The sequence below is a fragment of the Bacteroides parvus genome, assembly GCF_017309675.2.
GTDB lineage: Bacteria > Bacteroidota > Bacteroidia > Bacteroidales > Bacteroidaceae > Bacteroides > Bacteroides uniformis.
In genome coordinates this window covers 555337-567979 of record NZ_CP084680.1, presented here as the reverse complement: position 1 = coordinate 567979, position 12643 = coordinate 555337, and the positions used below count along the sequence as shown (strand labels likewise).

General features: G+C 49.1%; 6 protein-coding genes. All 6 read right to left on the bottom strand.

The window, feature by feature from the left end; all coding sequences use genetic code 11:
- Positions 1-5: 5 nt before the first annotated feature.
- Positions 6-2066 (bottom strand): beta-galactosidase, encoded by a 2061-nt coding sequence (locus JXR92_RS02290; protein ID WP_008662743.1) that lies wholly within the window; start codon positions 2064-2066, stop codon positions 6-8.
- A 26-nt stretch (positions 2067-2092) separates the two neighbouring features.
- Positions 2093-5818 carry a beta-galactosidase small subunit-related protein gene (locus JXR92_RS02285; RefSeq protein WP_226791245.1) on the bottom strand — a complete coding sequence of 1242 codons (3726 nt, stop codon included), beginning with the start codon at positions 5816-5818 and terminating at the stop codon, positions 2093-2095.
- Positions 5815-7887, bottom strand: coding sequence for a glycoside hydrolase family 97 protein (locus JXR92_RS02280; RefSeq protein ID WP_138344646.1), 2073 nt, complete (start codon positions 7885-7887; stop codon positions 5815-5817). The genes JXR92_RS02285 and JXR92_RS02280 overlap by 4 nt, the downstream gene beginning before the upstream one ends.
- A gap of 32 nt (positions 7888-7919) precedes the next feature.
- The gene (locus JXR92_RS02275; protein WP_131225561.1) at positions 7920-9353 is read right to left on the bottom strand and encodes a cellulase family glycosylhydrolase; all 1434 of its coding nucleotides are present in this window, start codon (positions 9351-9353) and stop codon (positions 7920-7922) included.
- Between the two features lie 138 nt (positions 9354-9491).
- Positions 9492-10949, bottom strand: a complete 1458-nt coding sequence (locus JXR92_RS02270) for a glycan-binding surface protein (RefSeq protein ID WP_131225560.1) — start codon at positions 10947-10949, stop codon at positions 9492-9494.
- A gap of 40 nt (positions 10950-10989) precedes the next feature.
- Positions 10990-12612, bottom strand: a complete 1623-nt coding sequence (locus JXR92_RS02265; RefSeq protein WP_131225559.1) for a RagB/SusD family nutrient uptake outer membrane protein — start codon at positions 12610-12612, stop codon at positions 10990-10992.
- Positions 12613-12643: the final 31 nt, after the last annotated feature.

Sequence of the window (12643 nt, the reverse complement as noted above, 5' to 3'; positions counted from 1 at the left end):
GATGGTCAATAAACTTCCATGATGAGAACTCCCCAGGGGGGCAATGTTACATGGTCTCCTTCTTTTACAGTCTTGCCGGAAATCAGCTCTTTGGACGTCGGATAGTTATGAGTGATTTCTTTGCTCTCGCTGCTGTAATTGAAGAAGTAACGGATGGCTTTTCCGGCTTTGTTTATTCCCGAACGCTGTATGATGGGGAACACGTCGCTCTCTGAAGAGATGATACCGGCATGGATGGCTGCCTTTCGCACGATGGCATTCAGCAATTCCTGCGAAGGGTAGGCTCCTATGTAGGTCAGTTTGCCTTTGCCATACTTGTTTTCGGTGACAACGGGCCATTTGCCGAAGAACGGATGCTCTGCATAAGCCAACGGGGTGGCTGTCTCGGGAATCAGGAATTCATACCAGTCGCTTATCTGGTTCTTTCCCTCTAATTGAAAGGGGTTATCCTTTAATGATAAGTCACCGATAGTGGAGAATTCCTGGTAATGGAAGCCGCAGGCTTTGCGTAGCGGCCCGGGAGCCAAGGTGGCCCGAACTGCGGAGTGCTCATTGCAGTAACTGCTTTTGTGCATCATTACCACGTGTCCGCCGGACTGTACGAATTCATCAATGGCTAATAGCAATTGGTCGGTAGCCACATACAAAGGGGGAATGACAAGCATGTCATATCCGCTGAAATCGGTTGTCTTGTCACAAGGGATGATGTCCGTTTCTATGTTTTGGAAATAGAGGGCTTTATGCACCATATCAATGGGATAATTGCTCTTGTAAGTGTAGGGCATGAAGCCGAGAGCATGATAAGAATCATGACTGTAGAGGATAGCCGCCCGGTTTTTCTTTTTCAGGTTCGCGATGTGGCTGCCTATTCTTTCCAACTCTTTGGCGGTGGTGGTGAATTCCTTGTATATGCGGTTGGGCTGGAGGTCATGGCCCAGCACGCCTCGCCAGTATGTCTCCTGCCCGTAGTGCAGGGTAGACCAGTGCCAGTATTCCACCATATTGGCTCCGGAAGCATAATGTGCGTACACATTCTGCCGCAACTGGTTGTCGTAGGGAGGAAACTGGGTGCGGGCATCCCAGCCAATGCCTTGTGCGTTGGTTTCCATGACGATGTAATTGTTGTCGGCCACGGTGCGCACGAAGTCACCGGCATAAGCGATGCGCTGGCCGTCTTGTTTATCCTGTACATCGTGATAGACATTGATGGCAGGATATTGCATCTGCCTGAAACTTTCCACTTGGTCTATATTATGGAAGTCGGGCATAAAGCAGTGGGTGACAAATTGGTCTTTACGCTTGTATTCATTTACAAGGTCGCACTGCCAATTCAGGAAATCGGCCACTTCTTTCCGGTTATAGCGTTCCCATTCATTCTTGTACGAGGGGCTTGTCACTCCATCGCGCCGATAGAATTCTTCCCAGGTATTGATGTTCATTCCCCAGTAGTTCAGCCCCCATTCCTTGGCAAGCAGGTTCAGGTCATTGTTGAATTTCTGTTTGATGTAGTTCCTGAATCCGAAGAAATAGTCTCTGTTGTTTACTCCGCGCGCTTCTGTTTCGTTGTCCACTTGATACCCGATGACTGCCGGATGCTGTGCATATCTTTCCAGCATCTTGCGGATAATCCGTTCGCAATAGAATTGGTAGGTCGGGTTTGTAAAATCCATGTTCTGTCTGATTCCATAATAGGCTTTGTTTCCTTTGGTGTGTTCTGCCAGCACTTCCGGGTGTTTGTATGCCAGCCATGCAGGAATGGAATAGGTGGGAGTTCCCAAGATGACTTTGATTCCTGCTGCATGCATCTTGTCCAGAATGTGGTCCATCCATTCAAATTCAAAATTTCCTTCTTGCGGCTCAAATACTCCCCAGGCAGATTCTCCAACGCGCACTACTGTCAGGCCGGCTCTTTTCATCAGCCGGATATCTTCATCCAGTCGCTCATAGGGCATATATTCATGATAGTAGGCTGCACCATAAAGCACGTTGTCGAATGAATACTGCGCTTTTATTTGTAAAGCGCTTAAAAACAACACTAATAGAATAAAGTAATTTTTGTTTTTCATAATCTTACCAGTCCGATACAATATTTTTATTTCATCATAGGTCTTATGCTGATGGTTCTCCGATATTCCTGCGGCATTGCCTTGTAAGCACCGAATACACCGCGGGCCGTACAGCCGACCCCGGTAGTGGCATAATCGAGATTCAGGGTCATGCCTTTCTGCTTCTGCAATTGGTAGGTATACATCGCTTTCGTCAGATTGTCTGTGCTGTACGGATAAATGTTGAAGTTGAACCATTCGTTCATCTTGAATTGAAGGCCGATGCCTTTGTCCGTGGTCAGTTGCAGCCAGCGTACATCTGTCCGCAATCCGTAATCTTGTGGCATTAGATAGGGCTCGTACATAGCTTGTACGGTAGAGGCATATATCCCCGTCGGATAGCCGGTTTTCCGGTCCGGATAGTTCTCTTGCGGTCCTCGGCCGTACCATTTCACTTGGTCGAGCGCATCGCTTACGGTCAGCGTAAGTCCTATGCGAGGAAACCAAAGCGGCATTTTCCCTTCAGGCTTCAATACATGGCGTATCTCTATCGTCCCTTCACTATTGATAATATACTCATAGTGGTTGATGATGCCGTTGTTCTGTACTCCTTCGATGTAGAGGTCTTTTTTCTCTTTTTCTCCTTTGCCCATCAATTCCGCATCAATGATGTGTATATGTACGCCTTCGGTGGTTTCGGACACCGAAAAAGAGAGGGGCTGATGTGTCAGGCGGTCAATCCCTGCAGAATACATTTCTGTGGCTACCGTGTATCCGTAACCTTCTTTCCAGTTGGAGGAGCGGGCGCTGGAGGCATTCCAGTTGTCCAGCTCATTGGCCAGCGGGGCACGCCAAAGATTCAGCCGGAGCGGTGATTCCAGCAGTTCCATATCTTGAACAACCATCGACGTCAGTTGTCCGTCGGTACGGTTGAATACATATTTGAAGCCATCTCCGGAGACAACCAATTCTTTCTCCGAAAGTGAATAGGAAGGTACGCCTTGAGCCTTTTCTTCCGAAGAGCATGACAGGCTCCAAGGCAGTTCAAGTTCTTCCCATGCCACCTCATGTCCGGCTTTTGCCCACAATTCATCTTTTTTCAGGACGGCATGAAGCATCAGGCGGTATTCTTTGCCGGGAATCAGGGCTGGCTTCTTATAAGGTATGTGCACCAGCTCTTGGCTAAGCGGCGCTGTTGAGAGTGCCAAGTCGCCCGATTGAATAACCTTGTCATCTTCTTTCAATTCCCATCGTATGGCATATCGGGAAGCATTTGTATAATGATTGCGATTCCATAACTCAACGACTCCCTCTGTCACATCCGACATGGAAAAAGAAAGAGGTTGTCCGGTTTTCTTCATTTGCCACATTTCGGGCTGTACGCTACGGTCGGGCCAGATGCTGCCGTACGTACGTGCACCGATGCCGTAACTGTAGAATGTACCATTTTCCGTCTCTTGCTCAAAATCTAGCCACAGAGCGGCTTCTTCCGGGTGAAAAGAGGAAGTCAGTGCCTTGGCGAAAATGCCGACTTCGTCCATTTGAGCATCGCAGATGTAGACCGAAGTCTCTTGGCCGTGTGTTTCTGCATTCCGACCGATGTTGACGGGGTAGGGGAAGTTCCGGATATTGCCCGATGCTTGTGTGGAGGCCTTTTCTGCTCCGTCTATATAGATGGACATTTTCTGTCCGTCGTAGACGCACGTCACTTGATGCCAGTTGTATTCCCAGTCAGTAGGCAAGGAGGCGCATACGGAATGCTTTTTATCAGTATAGATATAAAATTCCAGTTTGTCTTTACCGCGTTGTTGCAGCCCGAACTGATAATTGCCTTTTGTGATGAATGAGCCGCAACTGCTTACCAGTTTCCGGGGGTAGATTCTGCAAGTGAGTGTCAGTTCATTACTGTTCAACTCCACATTGTCTGCACGATAGACCTCTACCCATTGGTCGTGACCGTTCAAGTCCAGCACCGTGTTCTTTCCTTCCTTCACCAAGCGGGCATTTCCCATCAGATGGGCGGGAGTATGGAAGGGCGAAAGGTCGTCCACTTGCCTTATCCGTTCGGTCAGTCCCGGACTTACAAAATCCCAGATGGCCCCTCCTATCAGGCGGGGATGTCGGTAGATGGCTTCCCAATAATCGTCCAGGGCACCGCCGGCATTGCCTGCAACCGATAAGTATTCATCCATAAACGATGGTCGGGAATCCTCTCCTATGCCTACCTGCATTTCCAGTTCCATAGGAGTAGGGTAACGGGGTCCGATAATATCTTCTGCCGGATGGGAGAATGCATTTCCGCCATACATCCAGAAGCGGGTGGGGTCCAGCGATTTCCCTTCTTCAATGGTGTGGGTAATGTTGATACCTTCACCGCTTTCGTTTCCTGCGCTCCAGAACAAGACGCAGGGATGGTTTCTGTCCCGTAACACCATTCTGCGGCATCGCTCGCGATACATCTCTTCGTATTCCGGGAGACTTGAAATCCATTCCGAGGCATGGGCTTCATCGCCCACCTCGTCTATGATATAAAGCCCGTATTCATTGGCCAGTTCCAAATACTTATTCACCGGAGGATAGTGAGAGGTACGTACGGCATTGAAATTAAACTGTTTCAACAATTCAAAATCCTTGCGTATGGTGGCTTCGTCCATGACATGTCCCTCTTCGGGATGCTGCATGTGCGAATTTTGTGCATTGACTTTCAGTGGGATACCGTTAAGATAAAAAACACCGTCTTTGATTTCCGTCTTTTTGAATCCGATGACCGTTTCTATCTTGTCTTTCTGCAGACCGGCCGGATTGGATAATTCCAGACCGAGCGTATAAAGCTCGGGTGTCTCGGCTGTCCATTTCCGGGGTTCTTGTACCAAGGTATGCAACTGTATTGTCTTTTCCGCAGCGTCCATTTCAAATGGAGCTGCGGAAAAGTTACAGATAATCTTGCCGTTTTTATCCTTTAAGTAAGCTTTCAATCCATAATTCTCATTTGGCTTCTTTTGGTAGTCCTTGATTTTTACCTGAATACTTAACTGCGAATCGGTATACGTATTATCAAACTCTGTGATTACTTGCCAGTCGAATATCCTGACAGCAGGTGTGGCGTACAACCATACGTCGTCAAAGATTCCGGCCAGTCGCCAATAATCTTGTCCTTCCAGGTAATAGCCGTCCGAATACTTTAGTACACAGACAGCCAGCGTGTTTTCGCCCGGTTTCAAATAAGGAGTGATGTTGTATTCGGCAGGTTCTTGTGCTCCTTCATTGTAGCCCACTTCATGACCGTTGACCCATACAAAAGAAGCGGATGCCACTTTCTCGAACCTTAAAAATATCTGGTCTTTTGCTGCCCAACTTGCAGGTACCTTGAATGTTCGCCGGTATAGTCCGGTAGGGTTATACTCTTTGGGAGCATGTGGTGGATTCACCCCGAAGGGAGCAGATACATTTCTGAACAGCTTGTCACCATAACCTTGCATTTCCCAGTTTGAGGGAACTTTGATGTCGCCCCATTGCTTATCCGGGAATTCGGGGTTAAAAAAGTGTGCAGGTATCCCTTCCGGTGTATCGCACCAGAAAAACTTCCATGTCCCATTCAGTAGCATGCTCTTTTCGGGCATATGCCAAGCGTGTCCTTCCTCTTGTCCTTTTTCAAATACAGAAGGGTTGTCTATATACCAGAGCATATCCTTAAGGAAGGATTTGTCTTGTGCATAGGATTGCAGGCACAAGGCTACTGAACACAATGGCAGAAACAGTTTTCTCAGATTCATTTTTTTGTAATTCGTGCTGTCCATCCACCGCCGGGTGCCAGTTGTACATTGAGTTTGTCTTTGGCAGTGACGATGCGTACTTCTTTTTTATAGTCGGTAGCTTCACGGTCGGCATTGATGCCGTCGGCAAAGATTTCGGCTTCGTAGTTGCCTTCGCTGAGGAAGGAGAGGTCGATGGTGCAGCTACGCGGAGTCCAGTTGGTCATGCTGCCTACAAACCAAGTGTTTCCTTTGCGGCGTGCTATCGTGATGTATTCGGCTATTTTACCATCAAGAGCAATGGTTTCGTCAAAGGTAGTGGGAACCTTGGCGATGAAGTCGGTGCATTCCTGTTCCTTCATGTATTTGCTGGGACTGTCGGCAAGCATCTGCAAGGGTGCTTCGAAGACGGTGTACATAGCCATCTGGTGTACACGTGTACCTTGACTCATGGGGTGGTCGTTGACGGAGCGGAACAGGGAACGGGTAGCATTTACCATAGCTCCCGGCGTATAGTCCATCGGACCGGCGAGTTGGCGCAGATAGGGGGCGGTAACGTCGTAGCGCGGGAAGTCATGCAAGGGTGCACCGTTCACGATGGGCTCCCACTTGCTGTTTTCCAGTCCTTTCACCCCTTCAAAGTTGAGGATGTTGGGATAGGCGCGCTGGATGCCGAAGGGTTTCAGTCCGTGTAGGTCAAGCAACATGTGATGCTTGGCGGCACATGCTGCGAGTTGTTCGGTAGAAGAGATGGCGAGTTGGTCGTCGCGGTCGAAGAAGTCAATTTTGAAACCTTTGATTCCCATTTGTGCGTAGTGGCTGATAACTTGTTCCACGGCAGGGGAGATGTCGCCTCCTCCCGTAAGATTGCGCCAGCTTGCCCAGAGGATGATGCCTATGCCCTTTTGGTTGCCGTATGCCACCAGTTCTTCGAGATTGATTTCGGGACTGATGTCTTCCATTAATGATTCCTTTCCGCTCCAACCTTCGTCGATGATGATATACTCCAGCTGGTTTTCGGCGGCAAAGTCGATGTATTTCTTATAGGTGGGCGTATTCATGCCTGCCTTGAAGTCCACGCCGGTCAGGTTACAAGTATTCCACCAGTCCCATGCCACTTTTCCGGGTTTAATCCAGGATGTGTCAGCGATGCGGCATTCGGGTGCGAGGCGTTGCATCATGTCGTTGTTGGCGAGTTGTGTGTCGTGGGTAACAACAAGCACGGCACGCCAAGGATAGGTCTGTTTCCCTGTGGGACGCCCGTTGGGGCAGAAGTAGGGGGCATTGTTGGGCTTGCTGATAACGTCGGCACGTTTGGTAGGGACGAGGTTCAAGCGGTCATAGCCTCCGATGACTGTTTCCAGTGGATAGGGGGCGAATTCTGCCTTCACTCCGTGGGGCATCTGTGGGTTGGCAGTGAGGAACATGCCGGGATAGTTGGACAATCCGGCTTCCATAATGACGGCTTTCTTTCCGTTCTCCAGTTCTACCATCAGCGGAGTAATGGCAAGCGAGTCTTTGTACATGCGAGAGAGGGGGGCCTCATCGTAGTAGGACTCGAAGGAGTAGCAGTAACGCTCGCCGGCGCGATTGTCGTTAATATAGGGCACGAAAGCGTGGTAATCGCGGTCGAAGTTGAACTCGGCAATCTCGTCCTTCACGCAGAAAGGTTTGCGCAGTTCGGAAACAAAACGATAGGCGGCTCCGTCGTCGTAGGCGCGGAACTGTATGCTATAGCCGTTACGGCATTTCAGAGTGAGTTGGTTATAAGTGTCCTTCACACTCGCCTTTTTGTAGAAAGGAGTGGGGAAGGAAGTGTCGACGGAAGTGCGGGTAGCTTTGGTCACCTTCACATCTTTGCCGAAGGTGAAAGCAATGGGCTTTCCCTCAGCTTCCGTGCATTGCATAGCAATATCCGAAGGCAAGAGAACGGTAGTACAGTCGTGGGCAATCGCCCAGTTGAGGCTTTTTCCGGCTTCGATGTTGACAATTAGTTTCCCGTCCGGTGAATTCAGTTGATATTGCTGTGCTTGTGCAGTCAACGCACAAGAAAGCAATAGGCTAGCGAAACAACTGCTGATTCTTTTCATTTTTTATTTTATTATTGATTATCAATCTTTACTTAATTCCGTTGATATTTAGCAGGAATAGCCATCATCTCTTCTAAGAAGAGAGGATCGTCAAACTGGCAAGTCTGTCGGTTGTATTGTCCCCCCGGAGTGTCCCAGAGCATCGGGCACATACCGCGCGAGTAGATGGCCTCGGTTACAGAAACACAGAAGAGCCTTATCACTTCCTTTGTTCTGTTTTTGGACTCGGCGCAATATTCGCCTACGATGACGGGGATTCCTTTGTCTACGCAATTCTTCTTTAGTAGGTCCATATTGTCGTTCAGTTCCTTGAAGTCAGCTTCCGTTCCCCAGCTTTCTCGGCCTACACCCCAGTCGACAACCTCACCTCCACCCAGTATGGCAAAGTCTGCGGGAGTATAGTAATGCACAGTAAGAGCAAGTCGATTGGCGGGATCGTTCGGCATCTTGAACAAGGGATCGTAGGCATACTCCAAGTTGGTGTTGTAGATTTCCACCAACAGATGACGTTTGGCGTTGTTACCGCCGCTGTTTCTTACTATGTCGACAAAGAGCTGGTTGAGGTCGTTCACGTATCCCAGTGCCTTTGCCTTGTCGGCTTCACTACCGCTCCACGGGGTCCAAATTTCATCGTACCCGATTTCATTCATTGGCTCGAACAATAAATGGTCGCCGTACTTCTCGAAGCGTTCGCATATCTGTTTCCAGATGGAAGTGAATTTTTCTTTTGCTTTGCTGTCGGTGGGTACTTGTTTAATCCATTCGTTTTCGTGGTGGATATTGATGATAGCCACCATACCACAGTCGAGGGTCCAGTTCAGGATTTTCTCTACGCGGTCCATCAGGTCGGGATGCACCTTGAAGTCGTCGGACAGCAGATTGCCCCAGCTGACCGGTATACGCAGGGATGAGTAGCCCGCTTTGGCATATCCTTCAATGATTTCTTGTGTGATAACGGGACTTCCCCATGCTTGTTCGTAATTGAGAATGCTGCTTGGGTCTATCCAGTCGCCTACAGCATCCAGCGTGTTGCCCAGGTTGATGCCCAGTCCCATTTCGTTAATCAGTTGGTGAGTCGTGAGGTTCTCGCGTACAGTGTATTTTTCCGGTTCATCGCTTTGGATATAGGCTGCCTGCTCCACGTTGATTTCTTGTACGTGCTCCTTTACGCTGACGGTGATGGTGGCGTTGCGCACGTCGGGCGTGGTGTTGGGTTCTACGGTTATGTTATAGATTGCTTGTACGGGAGTGCTGCTTTCCGAGGTTACTTTGCACCATGCTTCCGAACTTTGGAAAGTGGCTGGTTTATTGGGTGTGATACCGAATTTCCTGCTACCTCCCGTTTGTTCAAAATGGAAGGAGGTAGGTTCTACGATGATTTTCAGTTCTTTTTTATCGTCAGAGCAAGCTGTCATCAGAAATAGAACCAGACTGGTTAATAAGGTTTTCTTGAAGATTTGTGTCATGGTATCGGTGAATTTTCGTTTTAATAATTTCGGTGTATTTATTTTTAGACGCTGATTCAATTGAATCAGCGTCTAAGAGTTTAAAAGAAGGTGTCACTTTGTGTAATCCCGTGCCCGATTTTAATTCAAATTATTGAATTATTGTATCTTGACAACTCGGAAATTATCAAAATACATTTCGATGTTGTACGGACCATTTTCGCTAGGGTTTGTCATCTGGAGTGCCAACTCGTCACCGTCACGTTTTTGGAACTCGCTCCAAGTGGCTTCGTCTACCAGTTCGGAAAGTGGAATGCTGCACTGCATCCATTGACCTACTTCGGTTTTCCCGGTGAAATCACTCACCGGACGATAGTTCGTGTAGTTGTGAGCCTCATTCCCTTTTAGGTAGATGCGGAAGACAGGACCTTCACCATATTCTACTGCTACGAAACATTCGAATTGCAAAGCCAGTTCGGAAGTCGGTGTATTAGTAGGCAGGAAGGCTGCGTCGATGCCCCATACGGCACCGTTCTGCAATTGGCCCCACCAGTAGTTCCATGCTGAAAGTTCGCCTGATATGCTGTAGCATTTACCATCCGAGAAGAAAGGAGCTGCCGTGCCGTCGGCTGTGATGGGTGCAGCTTGTCCGCCCCAGGAGAACCAACCGATGTTGTCATAGTTCAATACAACATTCTCCAAAGGATAAAAGCCCGGAACTTCGGCAGTGCCGCCCATGGTGGTGATGGCGAGTGAGCAAGTGCCTTGAGGTGCACGCGGCATGGTGAAGGTAAGCATATCATTGGCTTCGCTTACGGTTACAGTAGAGAGGTCTACCGAGCGGTTACCCATTGTGATGGAGGCGATATCCATGAAATTCTGTCCCAGTACGGTAACTGTAGTACCCGTGATAGGCATCATGGAGCTTACCTTGCTGATACTCGGCGGGAGGGCTGTGCGACGGAAGGGAGTGAATGCGGATGCGGTATAGCACTCCACTACCAGGCTGCCTTCATCAATCAGGCCTGCGGGAGCATTGAATGAAATCTCGGTGAAGTCTCTATTAACTGTGTAGTCAGTCACTTCTACTGAAACAGGTGCATCGGTGATGTCGTCCACGGCAGTGGTGAAATAGACACGCTGAATTTCGTAGAAGTTACCGCCCACGATGCGCAGAGGCGTACCCGCCTCCACGGGGAAGGTTGTGGCTACACGGGTGATGTAGGGTGCGGGCGAGAGCACATGCATGGAGTACGTGGCAATGCCGTGCGAGGTCTCGATACGCAGTTCGCCTTTCAGTTCCGGATTGGCACCTGTCAGTTGCAATTCGCTGGGAATGGTAAGTATCAGGTTAGTGGAAGTTCCGTAGTTGCTGTTGAACGAAATTTCTTGTTCGTTGATAAATACTTTCTTCACATCGTTCAGATTCTCTCCGATGACTACAATCATGGTGCCCGGATTTACATCGGTAAACGTACTGTCAGCTTTCTCGGGATCGATAAGACGGATGTGGTGGATTACGGGAACACCACCGCCCTCATCATCGTTGCAGGCAGTGAAAAGATTGCATGCCAATAGGATGGTGAGCAACACAAAAGGAAAATGTATATATTTCATATTAAAGTCGTTATTTGAGATAATGAATGTATAACTTGGTTTATTCACTGAATTCGTATGCTACCGGTTCTTCGTTCAGTAGCGGATTCTGGATGACATCGCTTTCCGGATAAGGCATCAGGATGTTGCCGTGGTGGATTTCGATATTCTCGCCCGGTTCCTGCCAATTTTCTATGCCTTCGAGGAAAGTGTCGCCTTCTTTCTTGCCGAAGTGAAGGTAACCGTCTTCGTCCTTCACGATGAGGTCTACTGTATAGCCGCGGTGTTGGTTCTGGAAGTAATTCAGCATGTAGTCGGGTTTCCAGTGATACCACGATACCATGTCATACCAGTTACAATACTCCATCGAGAACTCTACGCGGCGTTCGCGAATGATGTCTTCGAAGGTTACGCGTTCCTTGCGAGGGATACGTGCACGGTCGCGTACCTGGTTCAATGCTTCCAGGCCGGGGCCTCCAGTCAGTTCTTCGCTGTTGCCCAGACAAGCTTCGGCATAGGTCAGGTAAACATCGGCAAGGCGTAGGATGTAGGTGTTGAGAGGAGAGTTCATGGACTGGACATAACCGTCGTTGTCGTCGTCCGGACCGCCCGGTACACCTTTTTTAATGCAAGAGGTGTTGCCATCGTATGTATAGCCTCCGTCGGCAATGCAGATGTATGAATAGTATGTACCCGGTGTGCAGAAGGTGGCATTGCGGCGGATAGTGTCGCCCAACTCATATTGCTGGAGCATATCGATACTTGCCTGATAGCTGCTCCATACGTTTACACCGCCGGTCATCTCGCTGTTGCCGGCGAGGTCGGCAAGTAGAGTGTTGCATACGCCCCAATCACCCAGTGGCACCCACTGCATGGCAATGAGCGATTCAGGATTGTTGTTGTGCTTATACTTGAAGAGGTCTTCATAGTTTTCGTAAAGGCTGATGCCGCTATTGTTTATCACGTCGGCGGCCAGTTCCTTGGCTTTCTCCAGGTCAGCGTTGTCGCGTGCGCCTCCTTTCCAGCCTGAGCGGGCGAGGTAGACTTTGGCAAGCATGCCTTTTGCCCCCCATGCGCTGGCACGTCCTTTGGCGGTTGCCACTTCAGGAAGATTTTCGGTTGCATAAGTGAGGTCACGAATAACGAGTTCCAGTACATCTTCTTCGCGGTGGAGTGGTTGCATGGGATTGGCAACCACTTTGTCGTTGTCTTCGATGATGATAACCGGTCCCCAGAGGCGGACCATGTAGAAGTAGGCACAAGCACGCATCAGGCGGGCTTCGGCAATGGCTGTACGCTTGGCACGTTCGCTTACGCTGTTGCTACATTTGGTCTGCACATCACTGATAACGGCATTGGCCATTGTAATGACCGAGTAGAAACCTGTCCATGCGTTGGCAAGGTTTTCACTTAAGGCTGTTACCTTGAAGTTGGTGAACTCGGGAGCTCCCCAGCGACTGAAGTTGTCGTTGGCACGGTTACTGCCCAGCGGTACGATAGCGCGGGAGTTGAGGTCGAACCATGCACGGTTGTAAAGTGGTGCAGTGGCTTGTTCGAGTGCATTGTCGGAAGTGTAGTATGTCACATCTACATAGTTTCCTTCGGGAGCACGTTCCAGAAATGAGTCGCTACATGCTGTGAGCAGAAGGAGCGATGATATAAGGGTTAAAAATCTGTGTTTCATAACTATATTGAGATTTTAAATGATAAATGAT

Coding starts and splice junctions, on each gene's coding strand:
- JXR92_RS02270 (WP_131225560.1), bottom strand. CDS start 10,949: ATGAAATATATACATTTTCCTTTTGTGTTGCTCACCATCCTATTGGCA.
- JXR92_RS02280 (WP_138344646.1), bottom strand. CDS start 7,887: ATGAAAAGAATCAGCAGTTGTTTCGCTAGCCTATTGCTTTCTTGTGCG.
- JXR92_RS02285 (WP_226791245.1), bottom strand. CDS start 5,818: ATGAATCTGAGAAAACTGTTTCTGCCATTGTGTTCAGTAGCCTTGTGC.
- JXR92_RS02265 (WP_131225559.1), bottom strand. CDS start 12,612: ATGAAACACAGATTTTTAACCCTTATATCATCGCTCCTTCTGCTCACA.
- JXR92_RS02290 (WP_008662743.1), bottom strand. CDS start 2,066: ATGAAAAACAAAAATTACTTTATTCTATTAGTGTTGTTTTTAAGCGCT.
- JXR92_RS02275 (WP_131225561.1), bottom strand. CDS start 9,353: ATGACACAAATCTTCAAGAAAACCTTATTAACCAGTCTGGTTCTATTT.